18 protein-coding genes are annotated in these 24,147 nt (G+C 71.6%); 2 read left to right on the plus strand and 16 right to left on the minus strand.

The features are described 5' to 3' along the window. The first annotated feature begins 6 nt into the window (after positions 1 to 6). Complete coding sequence (locus tag ABZ318_RS13495) at positions 7 to 2,112, plus strand: serine/threonine-protein kinase (protein ID WP_356902614.1); 2,106 nt, start codon at positions 7 to 9, stop codon at positions 2,110 to 2,112. Positions 2,113 to 2,130: 18 nt separating this feature from the next. Here the strand turns inward: ABZ318_RS13495 and ABZ318_RS13500 are convergent, their stop codons facing one another. From ABZ318_RS13500 to ABZ318_RS13560, 13 genes are all read right to left on the minus strand, one after another. Beyond that, positions 2,131 to 2,778 carry a hypothetical protein gene (locus ABZ318_RS13500; protein WP_356902615.1) on the minus strand — a complete coding sequence of 216 codons (648 nt, stop codon included), beginning with the start codon at positions 2,776 to 2,778 and terminating at the stop codon, positions 2,131 to 2,133. Further along, on the minus strand, positions 2,775 to 3,437 hold the full coding sequence (locus tag ABZ318_RS13505; protein ID WP_356902616.1) for a hypothetical protein: 663 nt from the start codon (positions 3,435 to 3,437) through the stop codon (positions 2,775 to 2,777). The genes ABZ318_RS13500 and ABZ318_RS13505 overlap by 4 nt, the downstream gene beginning before the upstream one ends. Before the next feature lie 5 nt (positions 3,438 to 3,442). Continuing rightward, positions 3,443 to 5,761: a DUF6571 family protein gene (locus ABZ318_RS13510; RefSeq protein WP_356902617.1), complete on the minus strand. Its 2,319-nt coding sequence runs from the start codon at positions 5,759 to 5,761 to the stop codon at positions 3,443 to 3,445. Between the two features lie 52 nt (positions 5,762 to 5,813). Beyond that, complete coding sequence (locus ABZ318_RS13515) at positions 5,814 to 6,233, minus strand: hypothetical protein (RefSeq protein WP_356902618.1); 420 nt, start codon at positions 6,231 to 6,233, stop codon at positions 5,814 to 5,816. A gap of 49 nt (positions 6,234 to 6,282) precedes the next feature. Next, positions 6,283 to 7,536 (minus strand): type VII secretion-associated serine protease mycosin, encoded by a 1,254-nt coding sequence (gene mycP, locus ABZ318_RS13520; protein ID WP_356902619.1) that lies wholly within the window; start codon positions 7,534 to 7,536, stop codon positions 6,283 to 6,285. A 17-nt stretch (positions 7,537 to 7,553) separates the two neighbouring features. Further along, a complete protein-coding gene (locus ABZ318_RS13525) occupies positions 7,554 to 8,990 on the minus strand; it encodes a WXG100 family type VII secretion target (protein WP_356902620.1) in 1,437 nt (478 codons plus the stop codon). 44 nt (positions 8,991 to 9,034) lie between these two features. Beyond that, complete coding sequence (locus ABZ318_RS13530) at positions 9,035 to 9,505, minus strand: hypothetical protein (protein ID WP_356902621.1); 471 nt, start codon at positions 9,503 to 9,505, stop codon at positions 9,035 to 9,037. Between the two features lie 121 nt (positions 9,506 to 9,626). Continuing rightward, positions 9,627 to 11,930: a molybdopterin cofactor-binding domain-containing protein gene (locus ABZ318_RS13535; protein WP_356902622.1), complete on the minus strand. Its 2,304-nt coding sequence runs from the start codon at positions 11,928 to 11,930 to the stop codon at positions 9,627 to 9,629. Further along, positions 11,927 to 13,402, minus strand: a complete 1,476-nt coding sequence (locus tag ABZ318_RS13540) for a (2Fe-2S)-binding protein (RefSeq protein WP_356902623.1) — start codon at positions 13,400 to 13,402, stop codon at positions 11,927 to 11,929. Before ABZ318_RS13540 ends, ABZ318_RS13535 begins: the two co-directional genes overlap by 4 nt. Continuing rightward, a complete protein-coding gene (locus tag ABZ318_RS13545; RefSeq protein ID WP_093875856.1) occupies positions 13,399 to 14,274 on the minus strand; it encodes an FAD binding domain-containing protein in 876 nt (291 codons plus the stop codon). The genes ABZ318_RS13540 and ABZ318_RS13545 overlap by 4 nt, the downstream gene beginning before the upstream one ends. Positions 14,275 to 14,499: 225 nt before the next feature. Continuing rightward, positions 14,500 to 16,146: a beta-N-acetylhexosaminidase gene (locus ABZ318_RS13550; protein ID WP_356902624.1), complete on the minus strand. Its 1,647-nt coding sequence runs from the start codon at positions 16,144 to 16,146 to the stop codon at positions 14,500 to 14,502. Between the two features lie 220 nt (positions 16,147 to 16,366). Next, entirely contained in the window at positions 16,367 to 16,654 is a 288-nt protein-coding gene (locus tag ABZ318_RS13555; protein WP_015033918.1) for a DUF3039 domain-containing protein, read from the minus strand. Between the two features lie 30 nt (positions 16,655 to 16,684). After that, the gene (locus ABZ318_RS13560) at positions 16,685 to 17,245 is read right to left on the minus strand and encodes a YqgE/AlgH family protein (protein WP_123452817.1); all 561 of its coding nucleotides are present in this window, start codon (positions 17,243 to 17,245) and stop codon (positions 16,685 to 16,687) included. Between the two features lie 278 nt (positions 17,246 to 17,523). Here ABZ318_RS13560 and murA point away from each other — a divergent pair, with 278 nt between their 5' ends. Beyond that, positions 17,524 to 18,864 (plus strand): UDP-N-acetylglucosamine 1-carboxyvinyltransferase, encoded by a 1,341-nt coding sequence (gene murA / locus ABZ318_RS13565; RefSeq protein WP_030692046.1) that lies wholly within the window; start codon positions 17,524 to 17,526, stop codon positions 18,862 to 18,864. A gap of 159 nt (positions 18,865 to 19,023) precedes the next feature. Here murA and ABZ318_RS13570 read toward each other — a convergent pair whose 3' ends face one another. The 3 genes from ABZ318_RS13570 to ABZ318_RS13580 form a co-directional block, all read right to left on the minus strand. Then, positions 19,024 to 19,305 carry an HU family DNA-binding protein gene (locus tag ABZ318_RS13570; protein WP_015033921.1) on the minus strand — a complete coding sequence of 94 codons (282 nt, stop codon included), beginning with the start codon at positions 19,303 to 19,305 and terminating at the stop codon, positions 19,024 to 19,026. Positions 19,306 to 19,664: 359 nt separating this feature from the next. Continuing rightward, positions 19,665 to 21,095 carry an NAD-dependent malic enzyme gene (locus tag ABZ318_RS13575; RefSeq protein ID WP_356902625.1) on the minus strand — a complete coding sequence of 477 codons (1,431 nt, stop codon included), beginning with the start codon at positions 21,093 to 21,095 and terminating at the stop codon, positions 19,665 to 19,667. A 400-nt stretch (positions 21,096 to 21,495) separates the two neighbouring features. After that, positions 21,496 to 23,775 carry a UvrD-helicase domain-containing protein gene (locus ABZ318_RS13580; protein ID WP_356902626.1) on the minus strand — a complete coding sequence of 760 codons (2,280 nt, stop codon included), beginning with the start codon at positions 23,773 to 23,775 and terminating at the stop codon, positions 21,496 to 21,498. Positions 23,776 to 24,147: the final 372 nt, after the last annotated feature.

Below are 24,147 nucleotides of genomic sequence, written 5' to 3' on the forward strand. Positions count from 1 at the left end.
GTTCTCGTGACCGCACACCCCCTCGCCGCCGGCGACCCGCTCCGGCTCGGCCCGTACCGGCTCCTCGGCGTCCTCGGCGAGGGCGGCATGGGCAAGGTGTACATCGGCCGGGACGACGCCGGTACGACCGCGGCCGTCAAGGTCCTGCGCCCCGAACTCGCCCACGACCGGCACCTCGCGCAGCGGTTCGTCCGCGAGGCCGACATGGCGCGGGCCGTCACGAGCAAGGGCGTGGCCCGGGTCCTCGGCACGCAGACCGAGGGCGGACGGCCGTGGATCGCCGCCGAGTACCTCGCCGGCCCGACGCTCGACGAGGCCGTCCGTACGTACGGCCCGATGGACGTGCCGACGGTCCGCACCCTCGCCGCCCGGCTGGCGCACACGCTGCACGACATCCACGCGGCGGGTCTCGTCCACCGCGACCTCAAGCCCGCGAACATCGTGCTCACCTCCACCGGCCCGCGGATCATCGACTTCGGCATCGCCCGCCCCGAGCACGGCCTCACGCTCACGACGACGGGCCAGATCCCGGTCACCCCGGGGTACGGAGCTCCCGAGCAGGTCCTCGGACAGCGCGTCGGCCCGGCCTCGGACGTGTTCTCGCTCGGCGCGGTCCTCGCGTACGCGGCGAGCGGACGGCGTGCCTTCGACGGCGCGCACGTGGCGGCGGTCCAGTACGAGGTCGTGCACGGGGCGCCGGACCTGAGCCTGGTGCCGCCGGAGCTCCGGGAGCTGATCGGGCCGTGCCTGGCGAAGGACCCGGCGTTCCGCCCGGCTCCCCCGCAGATCGCGGAGGCGTTCGCCCCGCCGAAGGGCGCCGACCGCGCCTGGCGCAAGGGCCCGCTGGCCGAGGACGTCAAGCGGCGCGAGACGGCCACGAAGCGCCTGGCGGCACCCGAGGACACCGCCGTGCCCTCCTCCGCGCCGTCCCGGCGCCGCTTCCTCACGATGACGGCGGCCGGCGTGGCCGTGCTCGGCGTGGGTGGCGGGACCTGGTGGCTGAGCGGAAACGGCGAGAAGTCCCCGACGGCGGACGTGCCGCCGGCCGTCGCCACCCCGGAGGCGGCCTTCATCTCACTCATCGACAGCAAGCCGGAGGAGCCTCCGAAGACTCTGTGGGGCCCTCTCGACGTCACTGCCCCGAACGGCCGCCTCCCGCTCCCCGTACGGGACGTGCTGGTCGTACACGCGAAGACGGGCGGCCTGCTCGCCCTCTCCGTCACGAACGGCAAGGAGCGATGGCGAGCGAAGGACATCGCCGCGGACGCGGGTTTCGTGTCCGTCGCCGACCGACTCGTCGTCGGTGTCGACGAGAAGGGCGTCCTGAACGCGTTCGTCGCTTCCACCGGCGCGCCGGTCTGGCAGACCGGCGGCGATGTCGGCGACGTCCTCGCCGCCGACGACACCCATGTCTACGTGGTGACCGAGGACAACCAGCTGCGCGCCGTGAACGCCTGGACGCTCGCCATCGCCTGGACCCGTCCGATGGCCTCCCCACGCTCCCCGAACGGCCCTGCGAAGGCCGCCACGGGCGGGAAGCGGCTCGTGATCCACGGCCGGGACGGGCTGGTCGACGTCGTCGACACCACGACGGGCGAGACCACGTGGAAGCTCGTGGGCCAGGGCACCCACGGTCAGGCCCCCTCGATCAGCGGCAACACCGTCTATCTCGGCGGCCCCAACCTGGCGGCCAGACGCCTCGACAAGGGCGACTCCGTATGGGAGGAGAGGACGCGCAACCTGGTCCAGCCGCAGCTGGGCTTCGGCAGTCCGACCGCAGACGGCGACACCGTCGTCGCCGTCGACGCCTACTGGGCCGTCCGCTACAGCACGATCGCCGGAGGCGGCCGCGCGAGCACGGAGTGGTCGGAGATCCTGGGCGAATACGGCAGCCCGGAAGGCACTCTCACCGCCCCGGCGGTGGAAGGCATGACGGCCTGGCTGCCCGAACCCGACGACAGCGCCGTCCGGGTGGTCAACAAGATCACCGCTGAAACGCTGTTCACCATGGAGATGCAGCGCGAGGGCCCCTACCAGCTCGTCAGCGACGCCCACCGCGTCTTCATCGCACGCGGCGGCAGGATCGCGGCCATGCCGGTCTACGGCGAGTGAGAGGCGCTTCTGCGCCCCTCACGGCCGCGCCTTCGCCGGCACGCCCTTCACCAGCCCCGTCCCCGTACACCCCAGCTCGGCGGCGACGTGCCGGGCCGCCGCGTTGGCCAGGGTGATCTGCTCGTCCCTGATGCCCGCGTGGTCGGCCTCGTTCTCGTCCGCGCGCTCCAGCTCGGCGGCGAGGACGACCTCGTGGGCCGGCGCCGGCGTCCGGCAGGTGAAGTAGACCGAGGCGAAGAGGTCGGACGAGGTCGCGAGGCGCCCGGTGGAGTAGGCCGTCACGGACGCCTTCGCGGCCTCGCCCCTCGGGACGGCGAGGGCCTCGCGGAGGGTGATGCTCAGGACGTTCTTCTCGTCCCCGGCCGCCTCCAGCGTGCAGAACGGGATGCCCTCCATGCGCTGCTTGCCGCCCTGCGGCGTCCGCGCCGCCTTCCGCAGCTCGTCGAGGACCCGGTCCGGCTCGGACCGGTCGGCCGTCAGCCGGACGTCCTTGCCGGCGATGGCCTGGAGCGCCGAGGCCGCGCCGGGCTCCTTGGCGAAGCCCCCGCAGACCTCCGCGGCCGAGCGGCCTTTGCCGGATGCCTCGTCGGTGACCGAGGTACAGCCGGTCGCCGCCAACGCGAGGGCGGCGACCGGAAGCACGAACGTGTAGACGGGGGTTCTCACGGGGTCGAGGAGGGGTTTGGGATGGCCACCGGTACCCCGGTCGCAAGCCGGTCCCCCTGGCAGCCCAGCTCCGCCGAGACCTTCTGGGCCGCCGCGTTGGCGAGGGTGATCAGCCGGGTCCGCTGTGCCAGGTCCGTCTCCGGGACCCCCGGGGGCCCCCAGACCTGCACTTCGACGACGAAGTCATGGGCGGGTTCCTTGAGGCCGCAGGGGAAATAGAGGAAGCCAAGCCCGGAGGAGGAGAAAGCCCGCAGTCCCGAAGCGTAGGAGGTCACCCTTTTGGCGTGCCCGGGAGTCAACCCCGGGGCCTTATTGGTCGGGCTCAACTTCACGATGAGGGTCTTCTCCCCGCCCCCGGCAGGCAGGAGCCAGCAGTACGGCACCGGCTGCGGCCGGTAGGAGTCGGCAAGCGGTGCACGGGTCGCATCGCGCAGTCCGTCGACGGCTTTCTGGGGTGTCGACAGATCATCGTCGAAGCGCTCGCTTCCCGTGGCGGCCTTGAGTGCGGCCGTGGCTCCGGCGTCCTTGGCGAAGCCTCCGCAGACCGCGCTCGCCGACAGACCTTCCGGCGCCTCCGTAGCGTCGCCACCGCCGGAGCAGCTCGTGAGGAACACGGCGATGGCGACGACCGATCCGATTCGTGCCAGCGCAGAGCGCATGTGTGTCACTTCTTCTCGTACGGGTCGGGGAGGTTGTTGTCGTGGCCGTGCAAGCGGGAGTCCAGGGTGTACTTGACCAGTAGCTCGTCGAGGTCGTTGCTTGCCTCTCTGCTCCAGCCGGGAGCGGTCGCGTAGGCAGTGCCCGGCCTGAGCGAGTTCTGCTTGCCCGTTTCCAGTGCGTTCGCCTTCAGCTCGTCCGAGTTCTTCTTGAGCAGTTCGTCCTTCTCGTACTTCTCCGCCACATCGTCGGCTTCCATGCCGATGAAGGTCGTCACGGCACCGCCCACTGTCTCGGCAGCCAACGGTACGAGTACGCCGGCTGCACCGCCGGTCAGGGCGACGACACCGCCTGCTGCGACCGCTCCGACGCCGAACTTGACCCATTCGGTCGTCTTGCCGATGGCCTTCTTGTGCTCCTCGGAGTCCTTCTCGTAGTCCTTGTCGATCTGCGCCATGCGGGTCTCGTCCATGATTCCCTGCGCCTCTGACCCGATCCGCACAGCGGTCTTCACGTCGGTGAGGTCCCGCTCGTCGTAGGTAGGTCCGGGTTTCGGGCCCACCTCGTCGAGGACGCTCGTCGTATACAGCATCTCGGCTGCCGAGAGTGTCGAGTGACCGGTCTCGCTCTGCGCCACGATGCCCATGAAGTTGACGGCGTCGCCGCGGTTCCAGAGCAGCTTGGTGTCGAACTCGTCGCCGAATCGGGACTTGCCGTGGGCATCGTTGGAGCCGAAGGGGGAGTCCCTCTTCTCCTCCATCGTCGTGTCGCTGTCCGTCTCCAGGGAGCGGTTCAGCTCGTCGATGTAGGCAGCGCCCATCTTGCCGAGGCTGTCGTCGATGCCCGGCTGCTGGTGCATGTACTTCGGGTCGCTGCCGTACCGCTCGACGACCTTCTGCATGACCTCCGCGTTCTCCTTGGTCCGCACGTCCTTGAGGCCCTCGGCCTCGGCGTCGTACGGGTGGCCGGTGGTCGCGGACTCCAGGGCGTGGCCGAGCGCGTTGTAGCCGGGCTCCTTGGTCCGGTCACCCTTGTCGTTCAACTCCTCGGGCCACTCACGGTCCTTGGTGAAGTAGTCGAACGGGTCGAGCTTCTTGTCGTCCTTGGTGTTCTCGGGCGTGAGGTCGATGTTGCCGTTGAAGAAGTCCGTCGACGCCTTGGGGTTGTGTCCCAGCCCCTCCATGAAGCCGACCATGGGGTCGTCGCCGAGGCCGCCACCCTGCCAGTTCAGGTGGCTCGGCATGCCGCCCATCGCATGCCAGGCCCGGGCGGGAGTCAGCGCGCCGTCGTGCGTCATCTTCCGCTCGGTGACGACGAGCCCGGTGCCGTAGTCCTTCAGGAACTTGTCGTCGTAGTCGCCGACCCGCATCAGGTTGCTCATGACCTGGAAGCCGTACGGGCTGGTGCCGCGCGTCTGGATCGGCTCGCTGCCGGCCTTGATGACGTCGGCCTTCCACTGCTCCATCTCGGGGCTCGTGGAATGGGTCGCGGTGGCGAGCGTCATACTCCAGTTCGTCTGGAGTTCCTTGAGCTTGTCGCGGTGGTCGACGCCGAGCCGGGAGCCGTCGCTCGGGTCGCCCATGTCGGCCCAGTACTCCATGCTGCCCTTCGGCCCGACCTCCAGGGCGAACTTCTCGGCGAAGTACGGGTCCTTCTGGTTGGCCTTGAAGAGGGCGTTGAGCTTGTCGATCTCCTGGGGGGTGGCGTCGTCGCCCTTCTTGTACAGCTCGTAGGCGGCGTGCGCGTCCTCGGCGTCCTGTGCCTTCGAGGCGGCCTTGAGGGAGTCGTAGCTCGTGCCGGAGAAGTTCATCTTGTCGCTGCCGACGAGTCCGCGCAGGGCGCGGGAGGCGACGTCGTCGGCGTTGTTCGCCCGGTCGATCGCGGCCTTGATCGCCGCGTTCATCGCCTCGAAGTCAGCTACCTCGGGCTTAGGTCCGTCGTAGTCCTTGGACCGGCTGTCGGGGCGGATCAGATGGCTGACGACGCCCTCCTGATCAATTCGCATTCCCTTGCCCGGGGCCTCCGCGACGAGCTTCTCCAGCTCGGTCTTCGCGGCCTGGAACTCGCTCTCCGCGTCCCGCAGGATGTTGCGGATGCTGCGCGCCTCGGTGAGGGCGTCGCCGAACTCCTTGGCGGTCTTGCGGACGAACGCCTGGGTCACACCGGCGTTCTCGCCCTTCCAGTCGGCCTTGTCGGCCTTGCCCTGGAGGCCGGTCTCGGCCTTCTCCTTGGTCTTCTCCAGCTTGGACACCGTCTCCCCCCAGACGGTGACGGCCTCTTTGAGGCCGCTGAGGTTGGCATGGAGGACCTGGTCGAACTTCAGCATCTGTTTCCCTCGTCAGCCGTGCGCGATCGTCGTGGCCGTCACCGGCTCCGGCTTATGTGAAGTGCTTGTCGATCTCGGACATGGAGAAGTTCGTGACGAGCACTTCTTCATGGTTGGTGTGGCTGATGACCGTGTCCTCGAGGTGGTTGTGGATGTGGGCGCAGGCGCTGAGGAGCGCCTCGGCCTGGTCGCGCCAGGTGTCCCACATCGTCCACATCGCCGATCCGGTCAGGAACCCGTCGCCGTCGAGGCTCTTCGCGGCGGTGCCGGTCTGGGCGCCCGCGTGGAAGGCGTCCCGCTCGAACCAGTGGAAGAGCTCCTGGGCCTCGTTGCCGATGGCCTTGAGGTCGGCGGAGGTCACCTTGTAGTCGCTGGCACCTCCACCACCGCCGCCACCTTCGGCGGGCACGCTGTTGAGCCTCATCGCCGCCGTCTGGCTGCGGACTTGGCTCCACTCCTCGTCGAACGACATCTACTTCCCCATGAGTGAGTTACGGACGGCCGAGGGCAGGGGGCGGGACTCAGCCCCGCCGCGACCGGAGTACGGGTACGGCGACGGCGGCACCGATCAGGACGGCGGCCCCGATCCCGAGGCCGATCCAGAGGCCGGTGTTGCCGCCGTCGTCCTTGGCGGCCGCCTGGGGGGCCGGGGCAGGCGCGGCGGAGGACTTCGAGGGTGCCGGGTCTGCCGACGGGAGGTCACCCTTGCTGGAGGGTGTGGGAGTCGCGGTCGGCGCCTCGGCGAGGTCGTCGATCGGCCGGACGTCGGCCGGGCCGGGGTCGCCGGGGGTCTTCAGCGTACGGAGGGGGCGGATGGCGCCGTAACCGACGAAGTCACTGCGCTTCTCTCCCCCCTTGGGCTTGGCGACGGTGTTGAGCATGACCCTCAGGACCTGGTTGTTGGTCCAGTCGGGGTGCTTCGACCAGAGCAGCGCGGCGGCGGCGGAGGCAAGGGCGGTGGCGTCACTGGTACCGCTGGACTTGCACATGCCTGTGCCGCCACCGCAGGCGTGAATCAAGTCCTCGCCAGGAGCGACGATGTCGACCTGGTCGCCGTGCTGGGACATCGGAATGCGCTGCGCCTTGTTGTCGACGGCACCGACACCGACCACACCGGGGGTCGCTCCCGGATACTTGACCGAATTGCCCTTGTCGCCATCGTTCCCGACGCCGGCGAAGACGAGAGCCCCCTTGTCCAGCGCGTACTTCACCGCATCGGTGAGCGCCTGCGAGCCTTCGTTATTCCCCAGGGACATGTTGATGACCTTGGCACCGGAATCGACCGCGTACTTGATCGCCGGAGGGATGACGCGGTTGAATCTTTCGCTGCCTTCCACCATGTTGACGTCGCCCCCCTTGAGCCCGGGAACGCGCACCGGCAGGATCTTGACGCCCGGTGCCAAGCCGAAGGCCCCGTTCCCGCCGTCTCTTACTCCGGTGCCGGCGATCAGGCCGGCCATACCCGTACCGTGACCGTCGTAGTCGGTGAACTGGTCACCCGACTCCTCCGGCGACGCGAAGTCCTTGCCTTCAAGCACCCGGCCGCGGAGGTCTGGATTGTCCTTCTCCACACCGGAGTCGATCACCGCGACGGTGACGCCCTTACCGGTGCTGAGCTGCCAGATCTCCTCGGCGCCCATGGCGTCCAGGTGCCATTGCTGAGACCGGAAGTTCTCCGCGTGGGCGGGAACGGAAGCGATGCCCACCAGCAGCATCCCCAAGGCGGCCGAGGCGGTGGCTCGGACACGGCTCCGACGAATACTGCTGGTACGCATCTGCTTCCTCGCGCTGATCAGTCGATGACGGGCGGCGCCACGCGGCGGCCCTGCTGCCAGGTCTCCTCGTCCTCGACGAGGTAGTCGGGACGCTCTCCGTTCTGCTCCTCGCGCTCGCCCGGCTTCGCGGCGTTTCCGCGTACGAGGCCCGAGCCACCGGCCGTGAAGGGCTTCCCGCCACCCGCGGCACCGGCGCGCTGCGCCTTGCCGCCGACGACTCCGCCGGTCTCGCCGGCGAGGCGCCGGCCGCCGGTGATGCCGTTCTGGCCGGCCGCGCCGCCCATGGGACCGCCCATGCCGTGGGCGCCGCCCATGCCGCGGCCCATGCCCGTCCGGTTCTGTCCGGTGGGCTCGTTGCCGATGACGGTGCTGCGCGGGATGCCGGTCTGAGGCCGGCCCATGGTGCTGGGAACCTGGCGGCCGCCGCTGATGCCCTCGCGGGGCATGCCGGGGGTGGTACGGAGGCCGCCGGTCACCGGGTTGCGGGGGTTGCCGGTACCGCCGGTGAAGGGCGAGGTGGGGCCCGGGAGCCCCGGAACGCCCTTCCCGGTGAGCGGGGGAACACCGGTGGTCGTCACGAACGGAGGCGTACCGCCGTCCGGCTTGGTGAGCGGCGGCGGACCGCCCGGGGTGTGCGTCGTCGGCCCGGTGGTGTCCGGCTTCGGCAGGGTCTCCACGCTGTCGATGCCGAGGTCCACGGGGGCGTCGGGCCGGACCTCGGGCTTGATCACATGCGTAGGCCGGGTCGTGTCACCCGTCGGCTGGGTCGTGGTCGTGTCGGTCGTGGAGTGCGTGTCCGACTGCGGGCGGGTGGTGTGTGTGCCCGTGCTCGTGCTCGTGTCCGTGCCGGTGGAGTGGCTGCCGCTCTGCTGGGTGGAGCCGATGTACGAGCTCTCGCCCCCGTACGAGCCATTGTCCTCCGGCACAAACGCCCCCGGCGGCGGCGGGAACGTCGGCGGCTGGTCGCCCCTCATCTGGGAGCTCGACCACGCGTACGCGTCCGAGAGGCGGTACATCTCGCGTGCCGCCGCCTCCTTGGTCGCCTGCTGCTTCTTCGCGGCGGCATCGGCGGCGGCGGGATCCAGCTCCTCCTTGGCGCTCGGCTTGGGGAGGTCCCGGGGCATGGCGCTCTGCGCCGAGGCGATGGCCGTGGCGTTGTCCGTCATGCACGTGGACCCGCGCTTGCTGTACTCCGAGAGCCGCGTGGTCGAGTTGGCCACGTCGGTGGCCCACTCGACGAAGGCCTTCTCGGCCTCGCCCTCCCAGTCCATGTTCCTCATGCTGGCGCGCAGGTCTTCGGCGATCGTGTGCATCTGGTCCGAGACGCTCATCAGTCGCCGTGCCGCCTCGTTGACCTGAGCGTGGCTCGCCTCGTCCAGCCACGCCACCATCTGGCCGTGGTCCATGGCGGCGAAGTTGGTCGCCCCGCCCCTGCCGCCCTCTTCCATTCTCATGTGCCGCCTCTTCCCCGTGTCCCCGAAATTCCGTTCGCGCCCGCCTACTTGAAGGCGCCGCCGCCCTCGGTCGCTCCGCTGCCGTCGCTGTTCGGCTCGCTGCGGCCCGCTTCCTTGTCCGCCTTCTGCTTGGCGTCGTACGTCCGCTGGTGGATCTGGATCATCTTGCGCTTGATGTCGTCGTCCATGGCCTCCATGCCGTTCTTGGAGGCGACGACCGCGATCCCGAGCCCTTCCAGGCAGTCCTTGAGCAGGCTGGAGAGCTCCACCAGGCGGTGAAGGGTCTCGTCGTACGCCGCGTAGGCGTCCTGGGCCTCGGCCCAGGCCGCGCCGCCCCCGCCGAACTGGGCGCGGGACACCGGATCCGACTTCAGCTTGCCGGCGCTCGCGGGGGAGCCGTTGAGCTCCTCGATGAGCTCGTCGACACGCTGCTTGAACTTCTGCATGGAGTCGGCGCTGTACTTGACGGCCTGCGTCCGCATCCCGGACGCCATTCCTTCCATCGCAGCAAGCATGCTCGCGCTCCTCCCCCGGTGAACCACCATGCCGTGTACGGCACAAGTCTAGAAGTCCACTGTAGTCAAGAACGACGACAGTCCGCACCTCTCGGTTGCACAAGCAACGGACATCACACGGTTACGAATTGGGCACGGCGACCGCCGCCTGGGGGCGGATCGGGAGGCGGTTGACCGGGCGGCCCGTCGCCGCGCGCACGGCTGAGGCCACTGCGGCGGGTGAGGTGACGACGGGGACGGCGCTCGCCGCCTTCGCGCCGAAGGGGGCCACGACGTCGCGTTCCTCGACGAGTTTCACGATGCGAATGTCCGGGGCGTCCAGGGATGTCGGGAGTGCGTAGCCCGTGAAGTCGGGGTGCCGGACCAGGCCGCGGGCCGTGCGGAGGTTCTCCGTGAGGGCCGCGCCGACGCCCTGGGTGACGCCCGCCTCGATGCGGGCGGCCAGCTGGGCGGGGTTGAGGACGCGGCCGACGTCCTGGGCGACGGCCATCTCCACCACGCGTACCGCGCCGAGTTCGATGTCGACGTCCACGACCGCGCGGATCGCGCAGAAGGCGAGGCCGACGAAGGCGTCGCCCTGGCCGGACTCGTCGAGGGGTTCGGTGGGGTGGGGGCGGCACTGGGCGGTGGCCCAGAGTTCCTTGCCGTCCATCGCCTCCGTGACGGTCGTCGAGAGGACTCCGTCGTACGAGGTGATCTTGCCGTCCGTGATCTGGAGCAGCTCGGTCGACATGCCGAACTTGTGGGCCAGCGGCTGCAGTAGCTGCGTACGGACCATCTTCGCCGCGCGTTCGACCGCGCCGCCCGAGACCCATGTGTGGCGACCGTGGGCGGCCGGGCCCGCCGGGGGCTGGTCGGTGTCGACGGGGGCGACGTGGACCTCGTCGATGCCGAGGGTCTCCTGCACGATCTGGCGGGCGAGGGTGGAGAATCCGGAGCCCGTGTCCACGGCCGAGCAGATGACCGTCGCCGCCCCGTCCACGACGCGGACGGTGGCCGTCGAGACCTCGTCGGTGCCCTCGGCGCCCAGCATGTGCACCATGCCGAGCGCGTAGCCCACGCCCCGCCGTACCGCGCCGGGTTCGCCCGCGCCCTCCAGGCCGCCGGGCAGCAGCCAGTCGCCCTCGGGGGTGTCCTTGGGGAGGGCGGGGAGCGGGAAGTCGCGGACCGCGGCGAGGAGTTCGGCCACCGGGGCCGGGCACGTCACCGTCTGACCCGTCGGCAGGATGTCGCCGGTCGCCATGACGTTCCGCATGCGCAGCTCCGCCGGGTCCACGCCCAGCTTCGCGGCCAGCTTGTCCATCTGGGCCTCGTACGCCGCGCACACCTGCATCGCGCCCTCGCCCCGCACATGGCCGGACGGGGGGTTGTTGGTGCGGACGGCCCAGCCCTCCACGAAGGCGTGCGGGACGACGTACGGGCCGCAGGCGAAGGCCACGGCCGCCGCCAGGGATTCGGACGAGGAGTCGGCGTACGCGCCCGCGTCGAGCAGGATCTGCGCCTCCACCTTCACCAGGCGTCCCTCCGCGTCCGCGTGGTGGCGGTAGCGCAGCAGGGTGGGGTGGCGGTGGGCGTGGCCGAGGAAGGACTCCTCGCGCGTGGCGGTGAGTTTGACCGGGCAGCCGGTGCGCAGCGCGAGGAGGCCCAGCGGGATCTGGAAGCCCGGGTCCTCGCGGTCGCCGGTGGCGCCGGGGACTCCGGTGACGACGAGCTTGACCTGCTCGGGCGGCAGGCCGAAGCAGGCGGCGGCCAGGTCGCGGTCGGTGTGCGGGTCGGTGGAGGCCGTGTAGAGCTCGACGCCTCCGTCGGGGCGCGGAACCGCGAGGGCCGCCTCGGCGCCGATCGGCGCCGGGTCCTGGCGGCCGATCCGGTACAGGCCCTCGACGACGACCTCGCCCGTCGCCTCCGGGTCGCCGAAGCGCAGCGGAATGTGCCGGATCAGGTTGCCGTCGGGGTGCAGCGCCTCGGCCGCGAAGGCCTTCTCCGGGTCGGTGACGGGTTCGAGGAGCTCGTACTCGACGGCGATCGCCGCGGCCGCAAGGCGCGCGGTGTCCGGGTGGTCGGCGGCGACGGCCGCGAGGGCCTCGCCGTGGTGCCGGACCAGGTCGGAGGCGAAGACGGGCCGGTCGGCGACCCTGCGGCCGTACGTCGCCGCGCCCGGCACGTCGGCGGCCGTCACCACGGCCCGTACGCCCGGCATGGCGGCCGCCGCCGTGGTGTCGATCGACACGATCCGCGCGTGCGGGTGCGGCGAGCGCAGGATGGCGGCCCAGAGCAGCCCCTCGGCCCACAGGTCGGAGGCGTACGGGAAGGTGCCCTCGGTCTTCGCCCGCGCCTCGGCCTGCGGGAGCGAGGCGCCGATTCCGCGCGTGGCCTGTTCCTGATCGGGGGTGTCCAGAGCCGCGGTCGTCGCGTCGCTGCTCACGCCATGCCTCCGTCGTGCGGGTGGGGAATCTGGTGCGGGACGCGGACCTCGTCGGCCGCTTCGGGCGCGGTGGCCGCCGCGGCGGCCTCGCGCTCGGCGACGACGTCCCGGACGGCGTCGAGCACGCCGCGGTAGCCGGAGCAGCGGCAGAGGTTGCCGGCGAGGGCCTGGCGGGTCTCCAGCTCGGTGGGGGCGTGGTTGCCCTCCAGGAGGTCGTGCACGGTCATGCACATGCCGGGGATGCAGAAGCCGCACTGGACGGTGCCGCACTTGGCCATCGCCCGCTGCACGTCGGAGGGTTCGCCGTCGACCGCGAGGCCCTCGACCGTCCGCACCTCGCTTCCGGCGGCGGTCGCCGCGGGCACCAGGCAGGAGGCGACCAGCCGGCCGTCGACCTGCACGTTGCACGCGCCGCACTCGCCCTGCGAGCAGCCGTCCTTGGCCCCGGCGAGGCCGAGGCGCTCGCGCAGGACGTAGAGCAGCGACTCGCCGATCCAGGAGCCGGTGACGGGACGGTCGGTCCCGTTGACCCGCAGCGTGTACGAGGTGTGGGGGTGCTCGTCGCTGTCCCTGCTGTCCGTGACGTCCGTGACGTTCACGCCGTCCGTGGTCTCCGGGTCGACGACGACGGTCGGCACGGGGGCCGCGGGGGCCTCCTCGTCCGGAGCGGGCGACGGTACGGCCTCGGGGACCGCCTCCGGCACGGCCTCGTGGACCGCCTCCGGCTCCTGCGCCGGCGGCTCCTCCGGGAGCGCCCAGGGGGCGGGCGCGCCGCCCGGCAGCGTCGCCGGGGCCTCGGCGTACGGGGCGGCGGGCGCCGGGGCCTCCTCGGGCTCCCCCGGCTCCCCCGGTCCCGCCTGCCCGGCCGTGTCCGGGACTGCGGGGATCTGCCACTGGCCCGTGGAGCCCGGGTCGGCGGCGGACGCCGTGGCCTCGTCGAAGCGCCACTCGGCCGTCGCCTGCGGGTCCTCGACGTGCTCGACGGCGTTCTCGACGTACGCCGGCGGCCGGAAGTGCTCCCCGCCGGGAAGCGAACCCTCCCGGAGCGAACCGCCCTGGAACGGGCCGTCCTGAAGCGGCCCCTCCTGGAACGCACCGTCCTGGAACGCACCGTCCTGGAACGCACCGTCCTGGAACGGCCCCTCCTGGAACGGACCCTCCTGAAGCGAGCCGTCCCGCTCCCCGTACTCGCCCCCCTCGTACCCCTCGAAGTACTGCGTCTGCTGCGCCTCCGTCGGGACGTGCACCGTCCAGGTGCCCGTCGCCGCCGGGTCCGGCGCAGCGGGCGGGGCGAGCGGCTGGAGCGGGGTGATCATCGGCGGCACGTAGCCGTGGCCCGGCGCCTCCAGGGGGACGCCGTCCAGCATGAAGTCGGGCGGCAGCTGGACGAAGGCGGTCGCGTCGCCGTCGTACCCCTCGCTCTGCGGGAGCGGCTCCCAGCCGCCCGTCTGACCCGCGTGCTCGTCGCTCATGCCAGTGCCCTCCCCAGTGCCCGTCGGGCGAGTGCGGCGACCGTGCGCCGCAGGTGCAGTACGGCCGGCGGCAACTGTTCGTCGCCCGGCGGGTCCGGGATGCAGGCGGCGGCGACGTACTCGCCGAACGCCGCGAGCGCCTCCGGCGCGAGCCCCCGGTCGTTGTCCCAGTCCACCAGCGAGGCGATCCAGCGCTCGGCCTCCAGGGGGCGCAGCGGCATGGGCGCGACGGCGCCGACGGCGCAGCGCACGCCGCGCCGGGCCGGGTCGAGGACGACGGCGACGGAGGCGGTGGCGCGGGCCGGGCCGGTGCGGCCGGTGGCCTTGAGGAAGACCTGGGGGGCGTGGAGCAGCGGGACGCGGACGAAGCCGACGAGCTCGCCGGGGGCGAGCAGGTCACGGCCCGCGAGGAGGTGGGAGACGGGGATCTCGCGGCTGCCGAGCGGGCCGAGGACGACGAGGTCGGCCTCCAAGGCGGCGAGGACGGGCAGCGAGTCGCCGGTGGGCGCGGCGGTGACGATGTTGCCGCCGAGGGTGCCCGCGTTGCGGATCTGGGGCGGTCCGGCCGCGCGGGAGGCGGCGGCGAGGGCCGGGATGAGGGCGGCGAAGTCGGGGCGGCCCATCCGGGCGTGGGTGAGGCCCGCGCCGAGGAGGGCGTGCCCGTCCTGGTACTGCCAGCCGCGGATCTCGTTGATGCGGCTCAGGCCGACGAGTCCGGCGGGGCGGAGCTGGCCTTTGTTGACGGCCGCCATGAGGTCGGTGCCACCGGCGACGGGCACGGCGGCCGGCATGGCCGTGAGGGCTGCCACGGCCTCGTCGAGCGAGGCGGGCAGCGTCACGGACTGCGTTGTTTGTGGTGCGTGCGTGGTCAACCCGCTGCCCCTTCCCGGTGTCCCGGTGGTCCCCGACTGTGCCCGGCCGTCGCGCCTGCGTGTGGGCGTACCGTACGTGCTCACAGGCCGGACGTGGCAACTCTGGCACATCTTCCGAGCAGTCCGGAGCGAGGGTCCGCGAAGGACTGTTCCGTCCGGGACGCCCCGGGTGTGACGGCGACTTCCGTTTCGCCGCTCTTGGGTGACGGGGGGACGGGGGGTCTCTCACACGTTCGGGGGTGTGCCCTCCAGGGGGCGGCCGACGACTCCGGGCCGCCGCTGCCAGGGGCGGGGCCCGGTGGGCGGGCGGTGGTCGACGCCGAGGGCTTCCAGGCGCCGGTAGTGGGTGCGCATGCGGCGCTCGAAACCGGCGTGGTCGCGCGCCTCCGGCGCGGGCAGCGCGGACCAGGCGACCTCGGCGAAGGCGGCGAGGCGCGGGAAGACCTGGTAGTCGACGCGGGAGCGGTTCTCCATGACCTCGGTCCAGACGTTGGCCTGGGTTCCCATGATGTGGGCGGCGGCCTCCGGGGAGAGTCCGGGCGGGACGGGCTCGAAGCGGTAGACGTCCGCCAGGGTGCGGACGTGTCCGATGGGCATCGGCTCGTCCTCGCCGGGCGCCTGGCGGTGGTCGAGGTAGACGTGCTGTTCGGGGCACATGACGACGTCGTGGCCGGCCTCGGCGGCGGCGATCCCGCCCGCGTACCCCCGCCAGGACGACACGGCCGCCCCTTCGGCGAGGCCGCCCTCCAGGATCTCGTCCCAGCCGATGAGGCGGCGGCCTCGGGCGGCGAGCCAGCGGTCGAAGTGGCGGATGAACCAGGACTGGAGGCCGTCCTCGTCGCCCACGCCCAGCTCCTCGATGCGGGCCTGGGCGGTCGGGGAGGCCTTCCACTGGTCCTTGGGGCACTCGTCGCCGCCGACGTGGACGAAGGTGGACGGGAAGAGGTCGAGGACCTCCTCGAAGACGCCCTCGTAGAAGCGCAGGACGGCCTCGGTCGGGGCGAGGACGTTGGGGTTGACGCCCCAGGTGTCCCAGACGGTGAGGGCCGCGGTGTCGACGACGTCGGTGTTGCCGAGTTCGGGGTAGGCGGCGATGGCGGCCTGCGCGTGGCCGGGGAGGTCGATCTCGGGGACGACGGTGACGTGCCGCTCGGCGGCGTACGCGACGATCTCGCGGATGTCGTCCCGGGTGTAGAAGCCGCCGTGCGGGGTCTCCGTCCAGAGCGGCGAGGCCCGGTGCCCCCACTTGGTGCGGGCCCGCCAGGCTCCGACCTCGGTGAGCCTCGGGTGGCGCTCGATCTCGACGCGCCAGCCCTGGTCGTCGGTGAGGTGGAGGTGGAGGACGTTCAGCTTGTGGGCGGCGAGCAGGTCGAGGTACCGCAGGACGTCGTCCTTGGGCAGGAAGTGGCGGGAGACGTCGAGCAGCAGCCCGCGCCAGCCGAAGCGGGGGGCGTCCTCGACCGTCGTGTACGGCAGGCCCCAGGTCCCGTCCCGCCGTACGGGCGCCTTGCGGTACGCGTCGGGGCCGAGGAGCTGGCGGAGGGTCTGGGCGCCCCAGAACACCCCGGCGGGGCCGCCGCCCTCGATGACGACGGCGGCGTCCGGGTCCTCGGTGGTCAGGCGGTACGCCTCCGGGCCGCGTCCTCCGGCCGTCCCCCCGGCGATCCGCAGCCGGATCGCGTGCGGCCCGGCGCCGTCGGCGAGCGGCAGTCCGGTGGCCGCCCCGAGGGCGGCACGGATCCAGCGGGCGGTGGCCTCGGTGCCGGGGCCGGCGTCGAGCGTGGTCCGCCCGTCGAGCGGGCGGCGGCCCGGGGCGCCGCTCCGGCACTCGGCGGACAGGGGCGCCGGGATCAGGTCCGGGGGGAAGGTCATCGCGTCAGTCCTCACACATCCGTTGCATCATGCGCAATGAGCGTTTCGCACCGCACAACATGCGTGAGACTAGGGGCGTCCCGGGCCGGCCGACAAGAGGTCTCGACCACTTCGCCCGGCAGAAGCGCCGCCCCCCCGGAACGCGAAACGGCCCCCGCCGCACGCGCCGAAGCACGCACGACGGGGGCCGCGGAAGGGCCGCCCCGACGTCAAGGCCGTACTACTTGTCCTTGCCGCCCTTGTCCTTGTCGCCACCGCCGGCGCCCATGGAGTCGTAGATCTCCTTGCACATCGGACAGACCGGGTACTTCTTGGGGTCGCGCCCCGGCACCCAGACCTTTCCGCACAGCGCCACGACGGGCGTGCCGTCGAGGGCGCTCGCCATGATCTTGTCCTTCTGGACGTAGTGGGCGTAGCGCTCGTGGTCGCCGTCACCGTGGGACACCTGCGGCGTCGGCTCGACGAGGGTTCCCGTACCTGCCCCGCGCTCGGGCTCGAGAGTGCTCATAACCGCCAAGGGTACTGAAAGGCCGGGGCCTCAGTTGAGGGACGGGTCGTCGGGGTACGTGGCGATCATCGCGAGTTCGCCGCGCTGCCGTCGCAGCACCTGCCGCCAGAGCGTCTCGGGGTGCGGCGAGGAGACGTCGCCGGGCTCCGACTCGACCACGTACCAGGCACCGTCGTCGAGCTCGGACTCCAGCTGGCCGGGGCCCCAGCCCGCGTACCCCGCGAAGATCCGCAGCGAGCCGAGGGCCGGTCCGAGCAGCTCGGGCGGGGTCTCCAGGTCGACCAGGCCGATCGCGCCGTACACCCGCCGCCAGCCGAGGGGGCCCTCGTCGCCGGGGATCACCGCCACGCCGAGGGCCGCGTCGAGGGAGACGGGGCCGCCCTGGAAGACGACGCCCGGTTCGCCGGCGAGGGCGGCCCAGGGGGCGAGGATGTCGCCGACGGTGACCGGCGTGGGCCGGTTGAGGACGACGCCGAGCGAGCCCTCGTCGTCGTGGTCGAGCAGCAGGACGACCGCGCGGTCGAAATTCGGATCCGCCAGCGCGGGGGTGGCCACGAGCAGCCGTCCTGTGAGCGAGGACACCTCGGTCATGCGACACATGATCCCGCATCTTCGGCGTTCGCGGGGGTTGTCGGACGGGATGGCGGGAAGGCGGCCCCCACCGCAGTTCAGGACGGACCGGGCCGCGGCGCCGGGCCGCACCGCGAGAACAAGCGGACGGTGACGCTCCGCAAGATCATGGGAACAGAGGGTGTTGTGCCGAATTCATTACATCTGACAGGCCCCATGAGGCACCCGATCGGGGTCTCATGGGCCCTTACCCTTTTCTCTGGCCACCCGTCGGACCCCACTTTCGGAACGCGAGATTCATGACCGGCACAGACGATGTCCTGCTTGTCCACGGCGGAACCCCGCTGGAGGGCGAGATCCGCGTCCGCGGCGCGAAGAACCTCGTGCCCAAGGCGATGGTCGCCGCCCTGCTCGGCAGCGGCCCCAGCCGCCTGCGCAACGTTCCCGACATCCGTGACGTCCGCGTGGTCCGCGGGCTGCTCCAGCTGCACGGAGTGACGGTCCGCCCGGGCGAGGAGCCCGGCGAGCTCGTCCTCGACCCGACGCACGTCGAGTCCGCGAACGTCGCCGACATCGATGCCCACGCCGGCTCGTCGCGCATCCCGATCCTCTTCTGCGGCCCGCTGCTGCACCGCCTCGGCCACGCCTTCATCCCGGGCCTCGGCGGCTGCGACATCGGCGGCCGGCCCATCGACTTCCACTTCGACGTGCTGCGCCAGTTCGGCGCCACCATCGAGAAGCGGGCGGACGGGCAGTACCTGGAGGCCCCGCAGCGCCTTCGCGGTTGCAAGATCCGCCTCCCGTACCCCTCGGTCGGCTCGACCGAGCAGGTGCTGCTCACGGCGGTCCTCGCGGAGGGCGTCACCGAGCTGTCGAACGCGGCCGTGGAGCCCGAGATCGAGGACCTGATCTGCGTCCTGCAGAAAATGGGCGCGATCATCTCCATGGACACCGACCGGACCATCCGGATCACCGGTGTCGACCGCCTCGACGGCTACACCCACCGGGCGCTCCCGGACCGCCTGGAGGCGGCCTCCTGGGCGTCGGCGGCCCTGGCCACCGAGGGCAACATCTACGTGCGCGGCGCCCAGCAGCGCTCGATGATGACCTTCCTCAACACGTACCGGAAGGTCGGCGGCGCCTTCGAGATCGACGACGAGGGCATCCGCTTCTGGCACCCGGGCGGCTCGCTCAACGCGATCCACCTGGAGACGGACGTGCACCCCGGCTTCCAGACGGACTGGCAGCAGCCGCTGGTCGTGGCCCTGACGCAGGCCTCCGGCCTCTCCATCGTCCACGAGACGGTGTACGAGTCCCGGCTCGGCTTCACCTCCGCGCTGAACCAGATGGGCGCGCACATCCAGCTGTACCGCGAGTGCCTGGGCGGCTCCGACTGCCGCTTCGGCCAGCGGAACTTCCTGCACTCCGCGGTCGTGTCCGGCCCGACGAAGCTCCAGGGCGCCGACCTGGTCATCCCCGACCTGCGCGGCGGCTTCTCGTACCTGATCGCGGCGCTGGCGGCCCAGGGCACCTCCCGGGTCCACGGCATCGACCTGATCAACCGCGGCTACGAGAACTTCATGGAGAAGCTCGTGGAGCTCGGCGCGAAGGTCGAACTGCCGGGCAGCGCGCTGGTCTGACCGGCCCGCACAGGGCCCCGCGAGCCATCCGGGGCCCTGTCGAGGCGCCCCCCGGGGCCCTGTAAGGCGCCACGGGCCCTCACGGGCCCGTACACGCACGAACGAAAGGGCGGCCACCCCCTGACAGGGTGGCCGCCCTTTCTGCGCCTACAGGCCGCCTTACTTGCCCTTGGCGGCTTCCTTGAGCTTCGAGCCCGCGGAGACCTTCACGCTGTAACCGGCCGGGATGTCGATCGGGTCGCCGGTCTGCGGGTTACGAGCGGTGCGAGCGGCACGGTGGGTGCGCTCGAAGGTCAGGAAGCCGGGGATGGTGACCTTCTCGTCGCCCTTGGCGACGACCTCACCGACGGTCTCGGCGAGAGCGGCCAGCACGGCGTCGGCGTCCTTGCGGGTCACCTCGGCGCGGTCGGCCAGGGCGGCCACCAGCTCACTGCGGTTCATGTTGTTACTCCCGTGTTCTTCTTGCCTGTGAGGCGTGCCACGCGGCGGAAGCCGCGCGATTGGGTACAGCGAAGCCGATGCTGCCAGGGCCTTCGGACAGTCCCCGGACCCGGGTCACATGACAGACCCTCGCGCCCAAACACGCATCCTGCCCCCACCAGCGGCGGGAACGCCAATCCGGCACCCCCTCGGGTCACACGAAAAGCGCCGGATCCCCGTGGTGGTGACGTTGTGTCGACACCACGAAAACCGCGCGGAGCCGAAAAGCCACCCTAAAGGCGGGTTTACGGCTCCGCGAATCGCGACGCGCCGTCAGCGCCGGTCGGCGGAGTGCCGTGGCGCCGGTCGGCGACGCGCCGTCAGCGCCCGTTCGGCGCCGTGCCCCCGCCCGCGGTCTTCGCCGCGTTCCGGACCGCGCCGGCGACCGCGCCCGCGACCTTGTCGTTGAAGACCGACGGGATGATGTAGTTCGGGTTCAGCTCGTCCTCGGTGACCACGTCGGCGAGGGCGGAGGCCGCCGCCAGCATCATCTCCGTGTTGACCGTACGGGACTGGGCGTCGAGCAGACCGCGGAAGACGCCCGGGAAGACCAGCACGTTGTTGATCTGGTTCGGGAAGTCCGAGCGGCCGGTGGCGACGACGGCGGCCGTCTGCCGGGCGGCGGCCGGGTCGACCTCCGGGTCGGGGTTCGCGAGCGCGAACACGATGGCGTCCTCCGCCATGGCGGCGACGTCCTCCGCGCCCAGCAGGTTCGGGGCCGAGACGCCGATGAACACGTCCGCGCCGACGACGGCCTGCTTGAGGGTGCCGGTGACGCCCTCGGGGTTGGTGTTGTCGGCGATCCAGCGCAGCGGCGAGTCGGCCGGGGCGTCCACGAGGTCCTCGCGGCCCGCGTGCACGACGCCGTGGATGTCGGCGACGACGGCGTGCTTCACGCCCGCCGCGATCAGCAGCTTGAGGATGGCCGTGCCGGCGGCGCCGGCTCCGGACATGACGACCCGGACGTCGCCGATGCCCTTGCCGACCACGCGCAGCGCGTTGGTGAGGGCGGCGAGGACGACGATCGCGGTGCCGTGCTGGTCGTCGTGGAAGACGGGGATGTCGAGGGCCTCGCGCAGCCGGGCCTCGATCTCGAAGCAGCGGGGCGCGGAGATGTCCTCCAGGTTGATGCCCGCGAAGCCGGGGGCGATCGCCTTGACGATCGCGACGATCTCGTCGGTGTCCTGGGTGTCGAGGCAGATCGGCCAGGCGTCGATGCCGGCGAAGCGCTTGAAGAGGGCGGCCTTGCCCTCCATGACGGGCAGCGAGGCCATGGGGCCGATGTTGCCGAGGCCGAGGACGGCGGAGCCGTCGGTGACGACCGCGACGGAGTTGCGCTTGATGGTGAGGCGGCGCGCGTCCTCGGGGTTCTCGGCGATCGCCATGCACACGCGGGCGACGCCCGGGGTGTAGATCATGGAGAGGTCGTCACGGTTGCGGATGGGGTGCTTGGACGCCATCTCGATCTTGCCGCCGAGGTGCATGAGGAACGTACGGTCCGAGACCTTGCCCAGGACGACGCCCTCGATGGTGCGCAGCTGCTCGACGATCTCGTCGGCGTGCGCGGTGGAGGTGGCGGCGATGGTGACGTCGATGCGGAGCTTCTCGTGGCCGGAGGCGGTCACGTCGAGGCCGGTGACGGATCCGCCGTGGGACTCCACCGCCGTGGTGAGCTGGGAGACCGCGGTTCCGCTGGCGGGAACCTCCAGCCGGACCGTCATCGAATACGAGACGCTGGGCGCCGTTGCCATGGCCGAGTTCCTCTGCTTTCCCTGAGCTTCGTTGCTACGCCGCCCCGGCTGGTTGCCTGGCGGCGCCCTCCGATGGTCGCACCTACCTGCCGGTAGCAGGTAATACGGTCATTTTGTTTTCGGAAAGTAGTTTCCACCATACGAGAAGTGGTGGGGAAACAGAAGAGGCCCCCGTCACCGGAGGTGACAGGGGCCTCAACTTTGTACGTACGTCTAAGTGGCACCGACCCGCCATGCTCGCCTCGCGGCAAGTGGTCCCTCTGAGGGACGAAGGTTGGGCCCGGGGGCTTGGATCGAGCCGGTGCCACGACAAGGCTAACAAACCACCCTGCTCGGTGATTCCAGCACCGCAGGTTGACCTGAAATCAGCCCCGGGCGGCGGAGCGGAGCGAGGCCGAAGTCAGTCCCTGAGCAGGTCCGGGACCCCCGCCTCGTCCGGCATGTCCCGGTCGCCCGAGAGCACCGTCAGGGCCTGGGTGGACCGGGTCAGCGCCACGTAGAGCACCCGCAGGCCGGCCGGGGACTCGTCCGCGATCTCCGCGGGCGAGACGACCACCGTCGCGTCGTACTCCAGGCCCTTCGCCTCCAGGGAACCGAGCGCCACCACCCGGTCACCGAGCCCCGCGAGCCAGCCGGCGGCCTCCGCCCGCCGGTTCATGGCGACGACGACACCCACCGTCCCGTCCACCTCGCCGAGCAGCCGCTCGGCCTCCAAACGTACGGTTTCGGCCAGATCCGCCCCCTCGCCGAGGGCGACGAAGCGGGGCTCGACCCCCGTGGAGCGGACCGCCCGCGGCGATTCCTTGCCCGGCATGGCGAGCGCGAGGACCTTGGCGGCCAGTTCGGCGATCTCCGCCGGGTTCCGGTAGTTCACGGTGAGCTCGAAGCGGCGCCGCGGCCGCGAGCCGAGCGCCTCGTCCCGGGCCTCCGCGGCCTCGTCCGGATCCGACCAGGACGACTGCGCCGGGTCGCCGACGACCGTCCAGGTGGCGTGCCGGCCGCGCCGCCCGACCATCCGCCACTGCATGGGCGTCAGGTCCTGGGCCTCGTCGACGATCACGTGCGCGTACTCGGTGCGCTCCGCCGCGAGCCGCTCGGCCCGCTCCCGCTGGGTCTCCTCCCGTACGGGCATCAGCTCCTCGAGCCCCGTGAGCTGGTCCAGCGGGTCGTACTCCCGCTTCTTGCGGGGCCGGGCCGGGGCGCCGAGCAGCGTGTTCAGCTCGTCGAGGAGGGCGACGTCGTGGACGGACAGCTCCCGGCGGCGCAGCGAACGCGCGAGCCGCCGCGCCTCGCCCGGGTTGAGGATCCGGCGGGCCCAGCGGCCGAGCCGCCGCTCGTCGGCCATCGCGTCGAGGACCTGACGGGGCGTGAGCTCGGGCCACCAGGCGTCGAGGAAGGACAGGAACGAGTCCTCCGTGGACACGTCCTCGTCGAACGACGAACGCAGCTCGGCGGCGAGCTCGGGGTCGCTGTGGCGGCCGACGGCGCCGGACTTGGCGTACAGCGCGTCGAGGAGCAGTCGGCGGGCGCGCGGCCGGAGCAGGTTGACGGGGGCGGTGCCGCCGAGGACGTTGTGCCGGATGCGGCGCAGCTCGTCGGCTTCGAGTTCGAGCCGCCGCCCGAAGGCGACGACGCGCAGCAGCTGCGGGGCGTCCGGGCTCTCCAGGGCGCCCCGGGCGGCCTTGCGGAGTACGTGGAGCATGCGGGAGGAGCCCTTGACGCGGGCGACGGCGGGCTCGTCGTAAGCGGTGGCCTCGGCCCCGTCGACGAGCGAACCGACGGCCCGGATCGCGACCTGCCCCTCCTCCCCGAGGGAAGGAAGCACGCCCTCGGTGTACGAGACGAGGAGCGGGGTCGGGGAGACGATCAGGATGCCGCCCGCGTACCGCCGCCGGTCCTGGTAGAGCAGGTAGGCGGCACGGTGCAGCGCGACCGCCGTCTTCCCCGTCCCCGGCCCGCCCTCGACGTACGTCACGGAGGCGGCGGGCGCCCGGATGACCAGGTCCTGCTCGGCCTGGATGCTGGAGACGATGTCCCGCATGGTGTGGCTGCGGGCCTGGCCGAGGGCGGCCATCAGGGCGCCGTCGCCGATCACGGGCAGCTCGCGGCCGTCGAGGGTGGCCCGCAGCTCGGGACGCATGAGGTCGTCCTCGACGCCGAGGACCCGGCGGCCCTTGGAACGGATCACACGGCGGCGCACGACCCGGCCGGGGTCGACGGGGGTGGACCGGTAGAAGGGCGCGGCGGCGGGCGCACGCCAGTCGATGACGAGCGGCGCGTAGTCGGAGTCGAGGACCCCGATCCGCCCGATGTGGAGGGTCTCGCCGATGTCCGCGGTGTTGTCGGGGCGTACGGCGTCCTCGGCGGGCTCGACGGAGGTGTAGGCGCCGTCGGGCCCCTTCTTCCCGTCCTTGCCGTAAAGGAGATCGATCCGGCCGAAGAGGAAGTCCTCGAACTCGTTGTTGAGCCGGTTGAGGTGGATGCCGGCCCGGAAGACCTGGGCGTCGCGCTCGGCGAGCGCGCCGGGCGTGCCGACCTGGCCCCGCTGGGCGGCGTCGTTCATCAGGAACTCCGCCTCGTGGATCTTCTCCTCCAGACGGCGGTAGACCTGATCCAGATGTTCCTGCTCGACACCGATCTCACGGTCTCTGACCGTGTCCACGGCTTCCTGCGCGGCCACCTAAGGCCCCCTTCTCACGTGCACTGGGCAGCCGTCGAGCGTACGCCACGGGGAGGGGCCGTGTCAGGCGCGGGGCCCGCTTCCCGGCGGGGCGGTTCCCACCCGCCGTGTGGGCGCACCCCCGCCCGCGTGGACAATCACCCCGCCTCCCCCGCCCCCGCGTGGACAATCGCCCCGCCCCACCCCCGCGTGGACAATCGTCCCGCCCTCACCCACCCCCGTGTGGGCAATCGTCCCGCTGGGGCGGGACGGGTGGGCACACGGGACGGCGCCTCTGCGGGCGCGCTCCGCCTTCCGCGCCTTGACCCGCACCCCAGCGCTCGCCGAGGTCGATCCCCCGGCCAGCTTCGAACTCCTCGAACAGGGCCGCAC

The sequence above is a fragment of the Streptomyces sp. NPDC006197 genome (assembly GCF_040613865.1).
Lineage (GTDB): Bacteria > Actinomycetota > Actinomycetes > Streptomycetales > Streptomycetaceae > Streptomyces.

Excerpts from the sequence above, each read along its gene's own strand:
- ABZ318_RS13505 (WP_356902616.1), bottom strand. The coding sequence starts at position 3,437 with ATGCGCTCTGCGCTGGCACGAATCGGATCGGTCGTCGCCATCGCCGTG.
- ABZ318_RS13510 (WP_356902617.1), bottom strand. The coding sequence starts at position 5,761 with ATGCTGAAGTTCGACCAGGTCCTCCATGCCAACCTCAGCGGCCTCAAA.
- ABZ318_RS13515 (WP_356902618.1), bottom strand. The coding sequence starts at position 6,233 with ATGTCGTTCGACGAGGAGTGGAGCCAAGTCCGCAGCCAGACGGCGGCG.
- mycP (WP_356902619.1), bottom strand. The coding sequence starts at position 7,536 with ATGCGTACCAGCAGTATTCGTCGGAGCCGTGTCCGAGCCACCGCCTCG.
- ABZ318_RS13525 (WP_356902620.1), bottom strand. The coding sequence starts at position 8,990 with ATGAGAATGGAAGAGGGCGGCAGGGGCGGGGCGACCAACTTCGCCGCC.
- ABZ318_RS13530 (WP_356902621.1), bottom strand. The coding sequence starts at position 9,505 with ATGCTTGCTGCGATGGAAGGAATGGCGTCCGGGATGCGGACGCAGGCC.
- ABZ318_RS13540 (WP_356902623.1), bottom strand. The coding sequence starts at position 13,402 with ATGAGCGACGAGCACGCGGGTCAGACGGGCGGCTGGGAGCCGCTCCCG.
- ABZ318_RS13550 (WP_356902624.1), bottom strand. The coding sequence starts at position 16,146 with ATGACCTTCCCCCCGGACCTGATCCCGGCGCCCCTGTCCGCCGAGTGC.
- ABZ318_RS13555 (WP_015033918.1), bottom strand. The coding sequence starts at position 16,654 with ATGAGCACTCTCGAGCCCGAGCGCGGGGCAGGTACGGGAACCCTCGTC.
- ABZ318_RS13560 (WP_123452817.1), bottom strand. The coding sequence starts at position 17,245 with ATGACCGAGGTGTCCTCGCTCACAGGACGGCTGCTCGTGGCCACCCCC.
- murA (WP_030692046.1), top strand. The coding sequence starts at position 17,524 with ATGACCGGCACAGACGATGTCCTGCTTGTCCACGGCGGAACCCCGCTG.
- ABZ318_RS13570 (WP_015033921.1), bottom strand. The coding sequence starts at position 19,305 with ATGAACCGCAGTGAGCTGGTGGCCGCCCTGGCCGACCGCGCCGAGGTG.
- ABZ318_RS13575 (WP_356902625.1), bottom strand. The coding sequence starts at position 21,095 with ATGGCAACGGCGCCCAGCGTCTCGTATTCGATGACGGTCCGGCTGGAG.